Genomic DNA, 16,356 nt, shown 5'->3' on the forward strand with positions numbered 1-16,356 from the left:
GCGGCGGCGAGGTCGCTTTCGAGCCGGTCCACGGGTGGTGACACGCCGTGCCGCCGGGCGGCCCGTCGCGCCACCACCCGTGGACCGGCGCGACCTCGCGGGGGTGCGGGTGAAAAAAGGGGCAGAGACCTCGCGTTGGAGGTCTCTGCCCGAGACGGATGGATGGCTCGCCGGGTTTGTCAGCCCCGCTCGATGTTCGCTTCGAGCTCCTTGAGCTTGTCCTCGTGGGCCCTGGCGTGGTGACCGCAGAAGAGCAACTCGCCACCGTTGCGAAGCACGGCACGAACCTGGGCCGCCGCGCCGCACCGGTCGCAACGGTCCGCAGCGGTCAGTTCGGGGCGGGTGAGCGTGGGTGAAGTCATGGGAGTCTCCCTCCGTCCCGGCATCGGCGGGGCCGATGCCATCGATCCAGCCGCGACCACTCCGGTACTTATCCGGCGACGGGGGTGTCTCCGGCTCCTCGGTGTTCGCTGCTTCTACTCTTGCAGACGTTTCGGAAGCCGCAAGTGTTCCCGAGTCCGTGGGAGGTGTGTCACGCCGATTTACCCCGGATGTCGCAAGAGGGCCCCGGCGATGCGAACAGCCGGTGATGGTGTATGGGGTTTCCGCAGGTCAGGGCCCCTATCGGGGGAGCTGCTCGGCGGCCGGTTCCGGCGCCTGAAACCGGGTTGCGAATCGGTGTTCGTTCAGAGCTGAATTTCGAACCGTTATCCGGCGGAAGGCGGGGCGTGACGAAAACGGGCGTTCCGGGTCCGCTCGAGGTTTACTCGGTTTCTCGTCGATTTCCCTGGTGGGGAACGAGAAAATGCGGTAAGCGACGAACCGGTGCCCGGCCGGGCACCGGGTGGGCCTGCCGCTGACCGGAGGGCTGCCGTGGTCTTCGTCACGCTGCGTGCCCGTCTTGGGAAGCTCGCAAAAAAAGAGAAGGATCGCGCGCTGTCACCGGAGCCGGACGCCGTAGCAGCGTTCGCCGTTGGACCGCCAGAACCCCTCCGCGTCGCCCAGCCCGGCCGCGGAGACGAGCTGCTCGGTGAAGCGGACCACGTCGCCGTATTCGGCACGCAGGCGGCAAACCGGCCAGTCGCTGCCGAACAGCACCCGGTCCTCGCCGAACCGTTCGAAGGCGAAGGCCGCGTACGGGACGAACCGGTCGATCGGCGTCCCGGTGTCCACTTCGGTGAGCAGCCCGGAGAGCTTGCACCAGGTGTTCGGCAGCTCGGCCAGCCTGCCCATCCACGCTCGCCAGCCGTCGTCCGCCTCCCAGGCGTACGACGGCTTGGACAGGTGGTCGAGCACGACGGTCAGCTCGGGCATGTCGTTCAGCACGGCGTACAACGCCGGGAGGTGCCGGGTGAAGGTCAGCGACTCGAAGCGGACCCCGGCCTCGGCCAGCGCCCGCAATCCGGGGCGGACCTCGGGCCTGCCGATCCAGTCGTCGTCCGGCAGGTCCTGGAGCATCGGGCGCACGCCGAGGAAGTACGGGTCGGCCGCCAGCTCGGCCAGTGCGTCCGGCTCCTCGAGCGGGAGCCAGCCGGTCACCCCGAGGACGAACTCGGTGCGCGCGGCCAGGTCGAGCAGGAAGCGGGTCTCGGCGACACTCGGCGCGGCCTGCACGACGATGGTCCCGGTCACGTCCGCGGCGGCCAGCTCGGGCGCCAGGCGGTCCGGCAGGTACTCCTCCGGCAATGGACCGCCGGATGGCATCCACGGGTAGTCACCGCGGTCGATACCGGCCTGGCTCCAGAGGTGGTGGTGCGCGTCGAGGCGGGGCACCTGGCGAACCTAGTGCTCAGCGCTGCTGTCCGGCCAGGCCCGATTCCTGCGCCAGGATCGCCGCCTGCACGCGCGAGCGGAGGTCCAGCTTGGTCAGCACGCGCGACACGTGCGTCTTCACCGTGGTCTCGCCGATGAACAACCTGCTCGCGATCTGCGCGTTCGACAGGCCTTCGCCGAGGCAGCCGAGCACCTCGCGCTCCCGCTCGGTCAGCTCGGCCAGCCCGGGCGGGGTGGCGGGCTTCGGCGGCTCGGCGGTGGCGAAGGCGCTGATCAGCTTGCGGGTGATCTGCGGCGCGAGCACGCCCTCCCCGGCGTGCACCAGGCGGACCGCCTCCACCAGCCGGGGCGCCTCGACCGACTTGAGCAGGAAGCCCGCCGCGCCCGCGCGCAGCGAGGCGTAGACGTACTCGTCGAGGTCGAAGGTGGTCAGCACGAGGACCTGGCCGAGTTGCTCGGCGACCAGTTCGCGGGTGGCCGCGATGCCGTCGACGCCGGGCATGCGGACGTCCATCAGCGTGACGTCCGGCCGCAGCGCCCTGGCCTGGCGGACCGCGGTGGCGCCGTTGGCCGCCTCGCCGACCACCTCGATGCCCTCGGCGTGGTTCAGGATCATCACCAGCCCGGCGCGGATGGCGCCGTGGTCGTCGGCGACGAGGACGCGGATGCTCACGAAGCCTGTCCTCCGATCGGCAGTGCGGCGAAGACCCGCCAGCCCGGTTCGGCCGGGCCCGCGGCGAAGGAGCCGCCGATGGCCTGCGCGCGCTCGCGCATGTTGAGCAGGCCGTGCCCGGTGTCCGAGCACCGCCCGGGGGTGGTCAGCTCGTTGGTCACTTCCACGGTGAGGATCTTGCCGTCGAGCCCCAAGCGAACCGCCGCCGAGGTGCCCGGCGCGTGCTTGACCGCGTTGGTCAGCGCCTCCTGGGCGATCCGGTAGGCGGTCAGGTCCACCGCCGCGGGCAACGCGACCCCGGGCTCGATCTCGTTGACCACGGTCACCGCCACACCGCTCGCGCGCGCCGATTCGATCAGTTTGGACAGTTCGCCGAGGCGGGCGGGCGCGGTGGTCTCGTCTTCGCCGACCCCGCCCGAGCGCAGCAGGCCGATCATCGTGCGCATCTCTTCGAGCGCGTCGACGCTGTTCCCGCGAACCGATTTCAGGACCTTGCGCATGGTGTCCGGGTTGGCGCCGTCCGCGATGGACAGTGCGGCCTCGGACTGGATCGCGATGGCGGACAGGTGCCCGGCGATCACGTCGTGCAGGTCGCGGGCCATCCTGGCGCGTTCACCGGCGACCGCGGCGTCGCGGTCCAGTTCGGCGATCCGGGCGAGTTGCTGGGCGTTGGCGCGTTCCCTGAGCGCGATCTCGCGGTGGGTGCGGATGTTGGACGCCCACCACACCGGCGTGATGATGAACGGCACCGCGGCCACCGCGGCGAGCACCGCGGTGCGCCAGTCGTCGGCGAGGATCAGCGCGATCACCACGGCGCCGGTCGTGGCCGTCGCGGCGAGCCCGATCATGGTGCGGCTCAGGCGCTGCGAGCCGTAGAGCGTGGCAGCGTAGAGGTGGTCGGAGAAGGCGATCAGGATCGGCGCGGACATGCCGAGCCAGATGTCTGCGCCGAACGGGACGGCCGCCAGCGCCAGGGCCAGCGCCGGTTTGCGGCGGCGCAGCAGCTGCAGGGAGCAGACGAGCGCCAGCAGCAGGAAGCGCGTCCAGATCAGGTGCGCCGGCTGGCCGAAGATCGGGTAGATGCCGGAGAAGTACAGCAGCGAGCCGCCGGCGAAGTAGAGCAGGGCGATGCCGATGTCCTGGGTGAACGGCGGCAGCCGGCGGTATTCCAGTCGCACGCGGACCATCACAGCACACCGTCCGCGGGCGGCTCGTCCTCCGAAGTGATGACCGCCCGGTCCTGCCGTTCACCGACGCGCGGGCGCGGGGCGGGCGCGCAGGCTGGGTGCCATGGACAAGGTGATCGGCTTCATCCGGGACAACCCGATGGCGGCGGTGGTCGCGGCGGGGGAGATCGGGTTCTGGGTGTGCATCGCCGCCGGGCTGGGGGCGCGGTACCTGCTGGGGTTGCGGCGGACCAGCGTGGTGCTGCTGGCGATGACGCCGCTGATCGACGTGGTGGTGCTGGTCGCCACGATGATCGATCTGGCCGGGGGCGGGCTGGCGTCGTGGACGCACGGGCTGGCCGCGGTCTACCTGGGCTTCAGCGTGGTGTTCGGGCCCAGCATGATCCGCTGGGCCGACGTGCGGTTCGCGCACCGGTTCGCCGGTGGCCCGGCGCCGGAGAAACGCGAGGGCGCCGAACGGCTGCGCCACGAATGGCGTGAGTGGGGCAAGTGCCTGCTCGCGTGCGCGATCGCCGCGGTGGTGCTGCTGGTGCTGGTCTTCGTGGTCGGCACGCCGTCGCAGACCACCGCGTTGTGGTCCGGCGGCAGCGCCTGGCTGCCGCGGCTGGGGTGGATCGCCGGTATCTGGCTGGTCACCGGACCGGTGTGGCGGCTGTTCTCTTCGGGATCTCGGGAAGGGGTACGACGATGATCGAGGTGCTCGGCATCATCCTGGTGGTGCAGGGAGTCGGGGGATTCATCAACCGGGTGGCGGAAAGTTCGTCGAAGAGCTGGTTCGTGCAGTTGCACCTGCTGCCGGATTGGTTGCACATCCCGGTGAGTGTGGTGATGGTGCTGGTGGGGGGTGGGGTGGTGCTGGGGGATATGGCGCGGAAGCGGCGGTCTCGGTAGGGGGTTGGGTTTTCATCCCGGTTTTTCAGTGTGACGACGGCGATGGCCTCCATGTCAAGGCGGGAAAGATGCCTTGACATGGAGGCCATCGCCGTGTTTTTGGCTTGGGACCGGGATGGGGGAGGTGGGGATGGGAGCGTGGTTGGCTGTCGTTGCCGGGTGGCGGTTTGGGGAGGCTGGTGCTCGGATTTGGTGGCGGTTGGGGGGCGGTGTCACGAATGTGGCTTTCGGGGCGGAATCGGCCCCCGAAGCCACATTCGTGACACCGGCTATACGGTGAAGACGACCTGCAGGATGCCCAGGACGATGGTGACCACGGTGAGGATGACGGTCACGACCGTGAGGCGGGTGACCCGGGCGCTGACGGTGCTTTCGTAGGCGTACCGGGTTTCTTCGTCCATGGCTTCCGCTTGGCGGTCCAGTTGGCGCACGATCCGTTCCACGCCCATGTTCGTGATCAGCCGCCGCTCCAGCGAGTCCACTTCGGGCGGGAGCACGGAGTTCAGCATCTGCAGGATGTCGTCCAGTGAACCGCAGCAGGCGGTTCCGGTTCACCGCGCGTGATTCGTCGGTGGCTTCGGCGAGTTCGCGTTGGGCTTGGTGCAGCCACTGGTGTGCCAGCGCCATCCGGATCAGGACCCGTTCCAGCACCAGTAGACCGCCGTGGTCCAGGCCGCCGATTTCGGAGTCCAGGCCGAAGTACGGCTCGGCCTTGCCGAAGTAACGCTGCGCGAGTTCCGCTTGGTGGGCCGAGTATTCGTCGCCCTTGTTGTTCAGGCAGACGATCCCGGCGGAAACCGGGTACATGGCGACGAAAGTCCGCGTGCCCCACGCCTCGCCGAGTGATTGCCGGGCGACTTCGTGGGGGACGAAGCGCCAGCCTTCGTCGCCGTGGGCCAGGCCGTAGAACGGGCGCGGGTCGGCGGCGACCGTGGCGTCCGGTGGGCGGCCGTCGTAGCCGCGGAGTTCGATGCACCAGCCGTTGCGGTCCAGGGGTTCGACCACGTCGCAGCCGTCGGTCAGTTCGGCGTAGGCCTGTGCGACGGCCGCCCGCAGCGACGGGTACCGGACATCGCGGTACCAGCCGTGGACGGCGGCGGGTGCCTCGCCGAGTTCGGCCGGGCGGCGGTTGAGGCTGTGCAGGACCGCGATCGTACGGTCCACATCGGACGTTTCCAGCACGCCGCCGCGGCCGGAAATGGTGGCGGTGATCAGCAGCGTGGTGGCGTGGTAGGCGGGGTGCCAGGTGGCGGTGAGTCCACAGGGGACTTTCGCGTCACCTTCACCGATGGCGAGTGGGGTGGTGAAGCGGTAGCGGCTCGGTTGTTCGGTGTGCGTGGTGAGGAAGCCTTCCGCGACCGACCAATCCGTGCCGGGCTTGCCGGTGAGCGGTTCGAGCAGCTCCCGGTTCGGCCGGAAGACGACTTCGGCCTCGCGCGTGGCCATCGGGACCGGCCAGGCGAACGAAAGCAGCAGCTTGTTGCGCGTCGCCCCGGCCGGCCATTCGGTCATGCTCTCGCCGTCCGCCGGAAGAGGCTCACCATGTCGCGGCCCGCTTCCCGGACCAGCAGCGGTGACTCGTTGACGAGTTCGTCGCGATCGCCGTGCGCGTCCAACCCAGCCAGGTCGTCGAGCACGTGGTAGGTCCACTCCCAGTCCAGCGTCCAGCCCGCCTCGGCTGCCTCCGCGTGCAGTTCCACCGGGTCGAGCAGGCGGACCGGCAGCGTGTCCGGCAGCCCGGGCCCGCTGACCACCTCGTCGAAGCGGGCGTGGTCGATCGGTTCGGAGTGGATTTCCCCGTCTTCGAGCACGTCGAGTGTGTAAGCACCGCGGCCGAAAGGGGAACGGCTGTAACACAGTACGAGCGCGGCACCCGGTGCCGCGAGGCCCGCGAGGTCACGCAGGATCGTGCCGACCACGCCGGTCGGCACGTGCTGGATCACGTGGCTGGACAGCAGCAGGTCGTACGGGCCGCCGCCGATGCTCGCGCTGTCGGCGTCGGAGAAGGTGATCTCGGTGCCCGGTTCCAGCGCGTCACGCTGCTCGCGCGCGGCGGCGAGCCGGCCGGGGTCGGGGTCCGCCGCGGTGATCGTCGAGGCCTGACGGCTCAGCCACGGCAGCAACCGCCCGAACCCGCAGCCCGCGTCCAGCGCGCGGACACGTTCGCGCGGGCCGGTGCCGAGCCGCTCGGTCAACCGCTCCAGTGCCAGGCGTTCGCTGGCCACCCAGTAGCCGGGATACGGCTCGTGGCGCTCGATGAACGAAGCCGTGACCCGGTCGCCGGCGTCGGGGTACCGGTAGCTGTCGGTGAACACCGCAGCACTATAGCCCGGCCACCGTGCCGAGCCGTCCCGCTCTCCCGGGGGCCGCACCCGATGTCACGAATGTGGCTTTGGGGGCCGATTACGCCCCCAAAGCCACATTCGGGGCACGTCAGAGGGGGTTGAACTCGCCCAGCGGGGCGGTGCAGAAGGGGCCGCCGATGTGGTCGGCGGCGATGCCCGTGGGGCCCGGCTTGCCTGCCAGTTGTTCCGCGTACGACTCGGCGTCGTCCTGGGGGTGGTAGCCGAGTTCGGCGGCTTCGGCCAGCGAGAACAGCCGTCGCTTGTTGTCCGAGACGCCCCAGATCAACCGGTAACCGGGCGAAGGCGCGGTGAGGCAGGCCTCGAACAAGCGTGCGCCATCGTCGGGGGAGAGCCAGGTCGTCAGCCCTCGCGGCCCCAGCACCACGGGGCTCTCGAAGCACGAACCGATCCGCACGCAGATGACGTCCATGCCGAACCGCGACGCGTACAGGCTGCCCAGCGCCTCCATCGCGGCCTTGCCCACGCCGTAGTACGTGTCCGGCCGCGTGCTCGAATCGGCGGGCAGCCCATCGGGGCCCGCCTCGTCGTTGCGGCGGAAGCCGACCGAGTGGTTGCTCGACGCCAGGATCACCCGCTTGATGCCCGCGGCCTGCGCGGCCGCCAGCGCGATCTGGGTGCCGTTGATGTTGACCTCGAGGATCTCTTCCCAGGAGTTCTCGCGGCTGTGCCCGCCGAGGTGGATCAGCGCGTCGGCGCCTTCGCAGGCCTTCGCCATCGCCTCGGGATCGGTCACCGAACCGGTGAGCACCTCGACCGCTTCACCCGGCTCCGCCGGGGCGGGCGGGCGCAGGTCGAGCAACCGCAGGATCCGGCCCGGTTTGGCCAGCCGCGGTCGCATCAGGGTGCCCACCACCCCGGACGCACCCGTGATCAGGACGCGCTCGTCTGCCATGACGCCTCTTTCTTTCCAACCAGGGACTTCAGCGGATACCGGCGCGTCGCAGGGTTTGCCCGAGTTCGGTGGTGATCTCGGCGATCAGCTCGCCCGCCCGCCGCGCCTCGGCCTCGGTGACCTGGTCGACCGGCATCGAGCAGCTGAGCGCGTCGGTGCCGGGGATGCGGTAGGGCACCACCGAGGCCACGCAGCGGATGCCCGGCGTGCCCTCCTCGATCTCGGAGGCGTAGCCGCGTTCCCTGGTCTCGGTGAACTGGCGGTGCAGTTCGTCGAGCGAGGTCACCGTGTTCGGCGTGAGCGCGGTGAGCGGGTTCGGCAGCAGCGCGTCGATCTCGTCGTGGGTGAGTTCGGCGAGCAGCACCTTGCCCAGCGCGGTCGCGTGCGCGGGCAGCGTGCGCCCGACCCGCGACACCAGGTGGATGGACTTCGCGGACTCCCGGGTCTCCAGGTACACCACCTCGGTGCCGTTGCGCCGCGCGTAGTGCGCGGTGAACCCGGTGCGCTCCCGCACCTGCTCCAGCGCCTCGGTGGCGAACGGCACCACCGGGTCCCGGTCGAGGTAGGCGGTGCCGCAGATCAGCGCGCGCACCCCCAGCCGGTACCGCGTGCCGCTGGAATCGGTCTCCAGCCAGCCGGCCTCGTGCAGGGTCCGCAGCAGCCCGTGCAGGCTGGACCGCGGGAACCCGGTACGGGCGTGCAGGTCCGACAACGACATCCAGACGTCGTTCGCGGCGAAGGTCTCCAGCAGGTCGATGGCGCGGCGCGCGGATTTCACGCCCGCCGGCTCCCCACCGTTCTCACCGGCTGAAACAACCGTCGGCTGAGCCATCGACCCCTCCTCCACCTGCGGGTTGACTTGTCCCCTGCGCCCATATTAACGTCCTGCGACAGTGTTCTTGTAGGTGAACGTGCGTCACACTAGCAGACTCAATTCATAAATGTGAACAGAAGGGTTCCGATGGGACAGCTGGAACAGCCCAAGACCGAATTGGACGGCCTGCTCGCGTTCCCGCTCACCCCGTTCACCGAAGACCTTCAAGTAGACCTCGGTGCCTTCGCGGACCACGTGGAGCGGCACCTCGAGGCGGGGGCGGGCGCGCTCTTCATCGCCTGCGGCACGGGGGAGTTCAGTTCGCTGGCGCCGGACGAGGTGCAGGCGCTGCTGAACCGCGCGCGCGAGGTCGTGGCCGACCGGGTGCCGATCTGGGTGGGTGCCGGTGGCGGGGCGGCGACGGCGCGGGCCGGGATCGCGGCGGCGGGGGCCGGGGGCGCGGACGGGGTGCTCCTGCTGCCGCCGTACCTGGTGGCCGGGCCGCCGGAGGGGCTCGTCGACCACGTCCGCCACGCCATCGGCGACAGCGGGGTGCCGGTGATCGTCTACCACCGCTCGCCCGGCGTGTTCACCGCGGGCGCGGCGGTCAAGCTGCTCGGTCTGCCGTCGGTGGCCGGGCTCAAGGACGGGGTCGGCGACGTCGACCTGATGACCCGGATCGTCACCGGTATCCGCGGTGCCGACGACCCGCGTGGCCGGGAGTTCTTGTTCTTCAACGGGTTGCCCACCGCCGAGGTCTCCGCGCGGGCCTACGCCGCCATCGGCGTGACCCGCTACTCCTCCGCGGTGCACTGCTTCGCCCCGGAAATCGCCCACGCCTTCCACCGTGCACTGTCCACTGGGGACGGTGCGACGATGGACGCGCTGCTGGCCGGGTTCTACCTGCCGCTGGTCGCGCTGCGCGACGAGACGCCCGGCTTCGCGGTCTCGCTGGTCAAGGCCGCCGCCCGGCTGCGCGGGGAGAAGGTCGGCTCCGTGCGGCCGCCGCTGCGTGAACCCAGCCCGGAGCAGCTCGAACGACTGGAACGCATCGTCGCCGAAGGCTTCGCGGTGCTCGGCCGGATCGGGGACGGCCGATGAGGGTGACGGGCTACGCCTACCCGTGGGACGTGCTGGACACCCCCGGCTTCACCGAGCGCGCGGCCGAACTCGAGGTGGACGAGGTCGCCGTCGCGGTCTCGTACCACAGCGCGCGAGCGGCGACGCCGTGGTCGGCCACGACCTCCTCCGTGATCGCCCGCCATGCCGCTTTCTACCGGCCCATCAAGGATTCCGCCTGGGGCCGGCTGCGTCCGGCCGCGCCGGACTGGACCACCGCCGAGGACAGCGCCGGTGACGCGGTGCGTGCGCTGGGCGAGGCCGGGATCCCGGCGGCGGCGTGGCTGGTGTTCACGCACAACTCGCTGCTGGGCACCGAACACCCCGAGGTCGCCGTGCGGAACTGCTTCGGCGAGGTGTACCCGTGGGCGTTGTGCCCGGCTCGCGAAGAGGTCCGGGAGTACGCCGCCAAGGTGGCCGCGGAAAGCGTGCGCGACCTGGACTTCCGCTCGGTGGTCCTGGAGGCCTGCGGACCGCTCGGCGCGGTGCACCAGCACCAGCACGAGAAGACCGACGGCGTGTGGTCGCCCGCGGCGGCCCGCGTGCTGTCGATCTGCTGCTGTGACGCCTGCGCGGCTCAGTGGGACGCCGACGCCGACGAGGTCCGGGCCGCGCTCGCCGCCGAAGCCCGCCGGTTGATCACGAGCGGGGACCTCGGCGCGGTCGACGACGAACTGGCCCCCGGGCTCAAGGCCACCGTGCTCGCCGGGCGGCAGCGGTCCACCGACGCGCTGCGCGCCGGTGTCCTTGCCGAGCTCGGCTCCGGTCCTAGACTGGTGTTGCACGGGGCGCTGGACCCCTGGGTGACGGGAGCGTTGCCCGGACTGACCCCGAGCGCGCCAGGGGACGTGCAGTCCGTGGTGCTCCAGTGCTGGGCACCGGGGGAGGCCAGCGTGGCCGCGGTGGCCGCCGCCCGTGCGGCGCTGCCGTCCACTGTGGACGTCGGCGCGTACATCACCGCGGTGGCGGCGAACCCGGTGCCGGGGATCGATCGCTACACCGCCGAACTGGCCGAAGCCGGCGCGGCCGAACTGCACCTGTACCACCTCGGCCTGGCCGGCGCCGGTCGCTGGGCCGACCTGCGGGCCGCCGTGCGCGGCGGCCGCACCGTTTGACGAGGAGCTTGCCGTTTTGTCTGCCGAATTCGCCCACGAGACCGAAGCCGCCGAACTGGACCGGGTGCTCGCCGCCGCCGCGCAGGCCGCGCCCGCGCTGGCCGAGAGCACGCCCGCCGAGCGCGCGGGCTGGCTGAACGCCGCCGCCGACGCGCTGGACGCGGCAGCCGACGAACTCGTCGTGCTCGCCGCCGAGGAGACCAACCTGCCCGAGTCGCCGCGCCTGCGCGGTGAACTGAAGCGCACCACCTTCCAGCTTCGGCTGTTCGGCCAGGTGCTGGCCGACGGCGCGTTCCTGCGCGCGACCGTGGACCACGCCGACCCGGACTGGCCGATGGGCCCGCGCCCGGACATCCGCCGGGTGCTGACACCGATCGGGCCGGTGCTGGTGTTCGCCGCCAGCAACTTCCCGTTCGCCTTCAGCACCGCGGGCGGCGACACCGCCTCCGCGCTGGCCGCGGGCTGCCCGGTGGTGCTCAAGGCGCACCCCGGCCACCCGCGCCTGTCCGACCTCACCGGCCGGATCCTGCTCGCCGCGCTGCTCGAAGCCGGTGCGCCGGAAGGCGTCTTCGCGGTGGTCCACGGTCGTGAGACCGGGGTGACCGCCCTGAAGGACCCGCGTATCTCGGCTGCCTCGTTCACCGGCTCGGTGCCCGGCGGGCGGGCGCTGTTCGACATCGCCAACGCGCGCCCGGTGCCCATCCCGTTCTACGGCGAGCTGGGCAGCGTCAACCCGGTGGTGGTCACCCCGGGCGCGGTGAAGGCACGCGGCGAGGAGATCGCGAAGGGCTACGCCGCTTCGTTCACCCTGGGGGCCGGTCAGTTCTGCACGAAGCCCGGCCTGGTGTTCCTGCCGGACGAGCACGGGCTGGACACCGCGCTGAAGTCCGCGCTGGACGGCGCCGCGACGCAGCAGATGCTCAACGACCGCATCGCCGGTGGGTACAGCGAAGGGGTCGCCGCGCTGCGATCCGCCCAGGGCGTCGAGGTGGTCTCCGAGTCGGAGGCCGCCGGTGCCGGGTTCACCCCGACCCTGCTCAAGACCACCGCCGAGAACTTCGCCCAGGGCACGGAAGTGCTGCGGCACGAGTGCTTCGGCCCCGCCTCGCTGGTGATCACCTACTCCAGCCAGGAGAAGCTGATCGGGCTGCTCGACGGGCTGGAGCCGGGGCTGACCGCCACCCTGCACGCCGAAGAGTCCGAAGTGGACGACGTGCGCCCGCTGCTGGCCCCGCTCGCCAGGATCGCCGGCCGGGTGCTGTTCAACGACTGGCCGACCGGGGTCACGGTCACCTGGGCGCAGCAGCACGGCGGCCCGTACCCGGCCACCACCGCCCCGACCACCACCTCGGTCGGCACCGCCGCGATCGACCGCTTCCTGCGCCCGGTGGCCTGGCAGGGCTTCCCCGACGCGCTGCTGCCGCCCGCCCTGCGCGAGGACAACCCGTGGCAGCTGCCGCGGCGGACGGACGGTTCACCGCAAATCCTCTGACTGGGAGACACGCATGCCCGAACTCACCCGCAGATCAGCGTTGCTCGGCGGGGCGGCGGTGGCCGCGTCCACCACCCTGCCCGGGGTGCTCGCCCCGGGCACGGCGGTGGCGCAGGCGCCGGGGAACGATCCGGCGAAGATCATCGCCGCCTACCGGTACCTGCAGGTGGGCGCCGGGCGCACCTCACCGGAGCGCACGCGGGCGGTCCAGGCGCTCGACGAGGTCGCGGTGGCCTACCACGCGGCGATGGACACCGGGATCGACCAGCTGTGGCCGGATCTGCCGGTGGGTCCGGGCAGCACCTACTTCCAGAAGATGTACTACCGGCTGCGCACGATCGCGGTGAACTGGGCGACCCCGGGCTCGGCGCTGTCGGGGAAGCCCGAGCTGCCGCAACGGATCCACACCGCGCTGGAGACGCTGTACCGGGTGCAGTACAACGAGCACACCGACGAGATCGGGAACTGGTACAGCTACGAGATCGGCACCCCGTTGTGGCTGGTGCAGACGCTTGCGTCCACTATGGACATCATTCCGGCGGCCGATCGCGAGCGGTACCTGCGGCCGGTGCTGCGGTTCATCGCCGACCCGAACCGGCGCACGAACAACCCGAGCGTGGTCGAGACCGGCGCGAACCGGGCCGACAAAGCCACCCTGACCGTGGTCTCCGGCGCGATGACGGCGGACGACGCCCGCATCCGGCTGGGGGTGGAGGCGGTGACCGATGTCGCCGGCGGTGGCGCGGCCAGCCTGATCGCGAAGGTGACCGCGGGCGACGGCTTCCACACCGACGGGTCGTTCCTCCAGCACGAGGTGGTCCCGTACCCCGGGCACTACGCGCTGGTGCTGGTGCAGGCGGTGGCCGGGCTGATGGAGGTCACCCGCGGCACGGCGTGGGAGCTGCCGGAGGACGTCCGCCGCGCGATGTGCGCGACCGTGCCGGATTCGCTGGCGCCCTTCATGTTCGACGGCTCCATGATGGAACCGGTGCGCGGCCGGTTCCTGTCCCGGCAGGGGGAGACCGGGCACGACGCCGGGCACCAGCTCACCTCGGCCACGGCGTTGCTGGCACGCAACGCGCCCGAGCCGGAACGCGCGCAGCTGACCGGCCTGGTCGCGGCGTGGATCCAGCGCGGCAGATGGGCGCCGTACCTGGAGGTGACCGACGTCGGGCGGTTCTCCGGCGGCCTGCAGCCGGTCGGCGTGCCCGAGGTCGAGTACGCGCAGGAGCTGCTGGCCGCGAACCCGGTACCGGCGCCGGTCGTGCCGCAGCACCGCGTTTTCGGGCAGCAGGACCGGATGCTGCACGTGACACCCGCGTGGTCGGCTTCGCTCGGCGTCAGCTCGACGCGGATCTGCCGCTACGAGGCGATCAACTCGATGAACCTGCGTGGCTGGTACACCGGCGACGGCGTGCTGTACGTGTTCCAGCCCGGCGCCGAGGGGCACTACAGCGACGCGTACTGGCCGACGGTCGACGCGACCCTGCTGCCGGGCACCACGGCGAAGGATTCGGCACCACCGAAGCTGGAGCAGATTCCCCTGTCCAGCAAGCCGTTCTCCGGCGGCGTGCGGTTCGACGCCCAGCACGGGGCCTACGGGGTCGACTTCATCTCGCAGGACGGCACGCTCACCGCGAAGAAGTCGTGGTTCTTCACGCCCGAGGGGGTGGTGTGCCTGGGCGCGGGCATCACCGACGCCTCCGGGGCGAAGGTGCGGACCACGGTGGAGAACCGCGGTCTGGGCACGAATCCGCGTAACGCGCTGCGGGCCGACGGCCGCCTGCTGCCGGTCGAACTCGGTAAATCGACATTGCTGCGTGAACCGCGCTGGGTACACCTGGACGGTGTCGGCGGGTACGTGCTCCTGTCCGATATGGACGTTTCGGTCCTGCGTGAGGACCGCACCGGGGCCTGGGCCGACGTCGACAAGGGCGCGAACACCGGCGGCACCACCACGCCGTACACGCGGCGGTACCAGAAGGTGGTGATCGAACACGGCGCCAACCCGTCCGGCGCCACCTACGGGTACGTGGTGCTGCCCGGTGCTTCCGCGGCGGCGACGGCGGCTTCGGCGTTGTCGTGGCGGGTGCGGTCGAACACCGCCGAGGTGCAGGCGATCCGGTTGTGGGAGGGCACGCTGCTGGCGAACTTCTTCACCGGCGGCACGATCGACGACCTGACCGTCTCGGGGCCCGCGTCGATCGCCGTGGAACGGGTGCGCGACGGCTGGCAGGTCGCGGTCGCGGATCCGACGCACCTGCAGCGGTCGATCCGCGTGACGATCCTGCGCAAGTCGGTGGACGTGGACGTGGCCGGCGCGCAGGGCGCGACCAGAACGGTCAAGATCGGCCGCTGACCCGGCGGGCTTCGATCAGGTACCGCCGCGAGTGCGCCACGAACGAGCCTTCCACCACGATCTTGCGGTGCAGCTCGGCCAGTCGCGGCCGGTACTTGGCCACGGTGAAGTCCGGCACCGTCCAGACCACCTTGCGCAGGAAGTAGACCACCGCGCCGATGTCGTGGAACACCACGCGCAGCCGCTCGTGACGCACGTCGAGCACTTCCAGCCCGGCCGCGCGGGCCTGGTCCGCCGCCCGGCCGGCCGCGGCGTCGTCCGAGCGGTCGTCGCCGCGCTGGGGGCCGAGGAAGAACTCGTACAACTCGCGGTTCGTGCCGCTGCCCACGCCCTGGGTGAGGAAGGTGCCGCCGGGCCGCAGCACCCGCGCGATCTCGGCCCACGGCTCCACGATCAGGTGCCTGCCGGTGACCAGGTCGAAGCTGCGGTCGCGGAACGGGAGCAGGCCGTCTTCGGCGGCGAGCACCACCGTGCCGCCGAGGCGGCGCAGGCGCTGGGCGGCGATCGCGGCGTTGGGCGGCCAGCCTTCCGTGGCGACCAGGCGCGTCCCGTTCCCCGCCGCGCCCGCGAGCACTTCACCACCGCCGGTTTGCAGGTCCAACGCGACTTCGACGGCGGAAAGGCGATCGGCGAGCAGGCGCGAATAGCCCCAGGACGGCCGTTCCTCGGTGGCGCGCCCGTCGAACCACGAGAAGTCCCAGCCTTCGACGGGTTCGGCTTCTCCTTCGGCGAGCAGGCGCTCGAACTCATCCAGATCCACGGCGGCCACGTCTTCCGACGCTAGGTGAGTGCCGCCCGGGCCGTCCAGCGGATTCGCTCGGTCAGAGCTTCCAGCGCTCGCCAGGGGGCGGCTCCGGCACCAGGCCGTCGTCGAACGCGGCGGCGATGTCCGCCACCTCCCACCGCGAGCTGGTCAGCACGGGCTCCTTCACCGCGTGCTGCCGCACGATGTGCAGCTTGTCCCCGCGCAGGCGGATCAGCTGCCCGGTGAGGCCCGCGGACAGGTCGCTGAGCAGGTAGGTGACCAGTGGCGCGGCCAGTCCGGGGGTGAGGTCGCGGCTCGTCCTGGCCCGCTCCACCTCGTCCGCTTCGACCATCCGGGTCCACGCCAGCGGGCTGATCGCGTTGACCCGGATCCCGCAGTCGGCGAGGTCCGCCGCCCACGAGTAGGTCAGTGACGCGACCGCGCCCTTGGACGCCGAGTACGCGGCACCGCCGCGCTTTCCCAGCAGCGAGCCGGAAGCCACGTTCACCAGCACACCGCTGCCGCGCTCGCGCATCACCCGCATCGCGGCCAGACCGGTGTACAGCACGCCCAGCACGTTGACCTCGATCAGTTCGCGGATGCGCGCGGGATCGTCGTCCCACGGCGGCACCTGGTAGTTCAGCCCGGCGTTGCCGACCAGGCCGTCGATCGTGCCGAACGCGCGCACGCACTGGCCGACCATCGCGGCGGCCTGCTCGGCGTCGGCCACGGAATGGGTGCTGGCCTCGGCCTTCCCGCCGTTGCCGGTGATCAGCGCGGCGACCTCCGCCGCCGGTTCGTGGTCCACGTCGTTGACCAGTACCGCGGCCCCCGCGGCGGCGGCGTGCAACGCGTACGCGCGACCGAGGCCGCGCCCGGCGCCGGTGATCACCACGGCCTTGCCTTCGAGAACTCCCATGGCGCCCAGTT

The 16,356-nt window shown here is 71.1% G+C and carries 16 protein-coding genes; 6 read left to right on the plus strand and 10 right to left on the minus strand.

Annotated elements, in window-relative coordinates; genetic code table 11:
• Positions 1-179: 179 nt before the first annotated feature.
• The 4 genes from L3Q67_RS23445 to L3Q67_RS23460 form a co-directional block, all read right to left on the minus strand.
• Positions 180-362, minus strand: a complete 183-nt coding sequence (locus L3Q67_RS23445) for a DUF7455 domain-containing protein (protein WP_209668704.1) — start codon at positions 360-362, stop codon at positions 180-182.
• A 577-nt stretch (positions 363-939) separates the two neighbouring features.
• On the minus strand, positions 940-1,773 hold the full coding sequence (locus L3Q67_RS23450; protein ID WP_499183615.1) for an amidohydrolase family protein: 834 nt from the start codon (positions 1,771-1,773) through the stop codon (positions 940-942).
• A gap of 16 nt (positions 1,774-1,789) precedes the next feature.
• Complete coding sequence (locus L3Q67_RS23455) at positions 1,790-2,446, minus strand: transcriptional regulator (protein ID WP_499183616.1); 657 nt, start codon at positions 2,444-2,446, stop codon at positions 1,790-1,792.
• Positions 2,443-3,633: a sensor histidine kinase gene (locus L3Q67_RS23460; protein WP_499183617.1), complete on the minus strand. Its 1,191-nt coding sequence runs from the start codon at positions 3,631-3,633 to the stop codon at positions 2,443-2,445. The genes L3Q67_RS23455 and L3Q67_RS23460 overlap by 4 nt, the downstream gene beginning before the upstream one ends.
• Positions 3,634-3,736: 103 nt before the next feature.
• Here L3Q67_RS23460 and L3Q67_RS23465 point away from each other — a divergent pair, with 103 nt between their 5' ends.
• Complete coding sequence (locus tag L3Q67_RS23465) at positions 3,737-4,324, plus strand: hypothetical protein (protein ID WP_499183618.1); 588 nt, start codon at positions 3,737-3,739, stop codon at positions 4,322-4,324.
• Positions 4,321-4,524 (plus strand): hypothetical protein, encoded by a 204-nt coding sequence (locus tag L3Q67_RS23470; protein WP_499183619.1) that lies wholly within the window; start codon positions 4,321-4,323, stop codon positions 4,522-4,524. The genes L3Q67_RS23465 and L3Q67_RS23470 overlap by 4 nt, the downstream gene beginning before the upstream one ends.
• Before the next feature lie 54 nt (positions 4,525-4,578).
• Here L3Q67_RS23470 and L3Q67_RS23475 read toward each other — a convergent pair whose 3' ends face one another.
• The 4 genes from L3Q67_RS23475 to L3Q67_RS23490 form a co-directional block, all read right to left on the minus strand.
• The gene (locus L3Q67_RS23475; RefSeq protein WP_499183620.1) at positions 4,579-6,036 is read right to left on the minus strand and encodes a hypothetical protein; all 1,458 of its coding nucleotides are present in this window, start codon (positions 6,034-6,036) and stop codon (positions 4,579-4,581) included.
• Positions 6,033-6,839 (minus strand): class I SAM-dependent methyltransferase, encoded by an 807-nt coding sequence (locus L3Q67_RS23480; RefSeq protein WP_499183621.1) that lies wholly within the window; start codon positions 6,837-6,839, stop codon positions 6,033-6,035. The genes L3Q67_RS23475 and L3Q67_RS23480 overlap by 4 nt, the downstream gene beginning before the upstream one ends.
• A 118-nt stretch (positions 6,840-6,957) precedes the next feature.
• Positions 6,958-7,782, minus strand: coding sequence for an NAD-dependent epimerase/dehydratase family protein (locus tag L3Q67_RS23485; RefSeq protein ID WP_499183622.1), 825 nt, complete (start codon positions 7,780-7,782; stop codon positions 6,958-6,960).
• Positions 7,783-7,810: 28 nt separating this feature from the next.
• Positions 7,811-8,614: an IclR family transcriptional regulator gene (locus tag L3Q67_RS23490; RefSeq protein ID WP_499183623.1), complete on the minus strand. Its 804-nt coding sequence runs from the start codon at positions 8,612-8,614 to the stop codon at positions 7,811-7,813.
• A gap of 129 nt (positions 8,615-8,743) precedes the next feature.
• On the opposite strand from L3Q67_RS23490, the gene L3Q67_RS23495 reads away from it, so the two are divergent.
• Genes L3Q67_RS23495 through L3Q67_RS23510 form a run of 4 tightly spaced genes read left to right on the plus strand, consistent with a single transcriptional unit; the run spans position 8,744 to position 14,681 of the window.
• Positions 8,744-9,697 (plus strand): 5-dehydro-4-deoxyglucarate dehydratase, encoded by a 954-nt coding sequence (locus L3Q67_RS23495; RefSeq protein WP_499183624.1) that lies wholly within the window; start codon positions 8,744-8,746, stop codon positions 9,695-9,697.
• Positions 9,694-10,830: a hypothetical protein gene (locus L3Q67_RS23500; protein ID WP_499183625.1), complete on the plus strand. Its 1,137-nt coding sequence runs from the start codon at positions 9,694-9,696 to the stop codon at positions 10,828-10,830. Before L3Q67_RS23495 ends, L3Q67_RS23500 begins: the two co-directional genes overlap by 4 nt.
• A gap of 16 nt (positions 10,831-10,846) precedes the next feature.
• Entirely contained in the window at positions 10,847-12,322 is a 1,476-nt protein-coding gene (locus tag L3Q67_RS23505; RefSeq protein ID WP_499183626.1) for an aldehyde dehydrogenase (NADP(+)), read from the plus strand.
• Between the two features lie 13 nt (positions 12,323-12,335).
• Positions 12,336-14,681, plus strand: a complete 2,346-nt coding sequence (locus L3Q67_RS23510; protein WP_499183627.1) for a polysaccharide lyase 8 family protein — start codon at positions 12,336-12,338, stop codon at positions 14,679-14,681.
• On the opposite strand, the gene L3Q67_RS23515 is transcribed toward L3Q67_RS23510, so the two are convergent.
• Both L3Q67_RS23515 and L3Q67_RS23520 read right to left on the minus strand, forming a co-directional pair.
• Positions 14,665-15,450 (minus strand): class I SAM-dependent methyltransferase, encoded by a 786-nt coding sequence (locus L3Q67_RS23515; RefSeq protein WP_499183628.1) that lies wholly within the window; start codon positions 15,448-15,450, stop codon positions 14,665-14,667. The two genes, L3Q67_RS23510 and L3Q67_RS23515, sit on opposite strands and share 17 nt — an antisense overlap.
• Positions 15,451-15,502: 52 nt before the next feature.
• Positions 15,503-16,345, minus strand: a complete 843-nt coding sequence (locus tag L3Q67_RS23520; protein ID WP_499183629.1) for an SDR family NAD(P)-dependent oxidoreductase — start codon at positions 16,343-16,345, stop codon at positions 15,503-15,505.
• Between the last annotated feature and the right edge of the window lie 11 nt (positions 16,346-16,356).

Source organism: Saccharothrix sp. AJ9571 (assembly GCF_021725495.1).
Classification (GTDB): Bacteria; Actinomycetota; Actinomycetes; order Mycobacteriales; family Pseudonocardiaceae; genus Amycolatopsis; species Amycolatopsis magusensis.

Coding starts and splice junctions, on each gene's coding strand:
- L3Q67_RS23445 (WP_209668704.1), bottom strand. CDS start 362: ATGACTTCACCCACGCTCACCCGCCCCGAACTGACCGCTGCGGACCGT.
- L3Q67_RS23460 (WP_499183617.1), bottom strand. CDS start 3,633: ATGGTCCGCGTGCGACTGGAATACCGCCGGCTGCCGCCGTTCACCCAG.
- L3Q67_RS23465 (WP_499183618.1), top strand. CDS start 3,737: ATGGACAAGGTGATCGGCTTCATCCGGGACAACCCGATGGCGGCGGTG.
- L3Q67_RS23470 (WP_499183619.1), top strand. CDS start 4,321: ATGATCGAGGTGCTCGGCATCATCCTGGTGGTGCAGGGAGTCGGGGGA.
- L3Q67_RS23475 (WP_499183620.1), bottom strand. CDS start 6,036: ATGACCGAATGGCCGGCCGGGGCGACGCGCAACAAGCTGCTGCTTTCG.
- L3Q67_RS23485 (WP_499183622.1), bottom strand. CDS start 7,782: ATGGCAGACGAGCGCGTCCTGATCACGGGTGCGTCCGGGGTGGTGGGC.
- L3Q67_RS23490 (WP_499183623.1), bottom strand. CDS start 8,614: ATGGCTCAGCCGACGGTTGTTTCAGCCGGTGAGAACGGTGGGGAGCCG.
- L3Q67_RS23495 (WP_499183624.1), top strand. CDS start 8,744: ATGGGACAGCTGGAACAGCCCAAGACCGAATTGGACGGCCTGCTCGCG.
- L3Q67_RS23500 (WP_499183625.1), top strand. CDS start 9,694: ATGAGGGTGACGGGCTACGCCTACCCGTGGGACGTGCTGGACACCCCC.
- L3Q67_RS23510 (WP_499183627.1), top strand. CDS start 12,336: ATGCCCGAACTCACCCGCAGATCAGCGTTGCTCGGCGGGGCGGCGGTG.
- L3Q67_RS23520 (WP_499183629.1), bottom strand. CDS start 16,345: ATGGGAGTTCTCGAAGGCAAGGCCGTGGTGATCACCGGCGCCGGGCGC.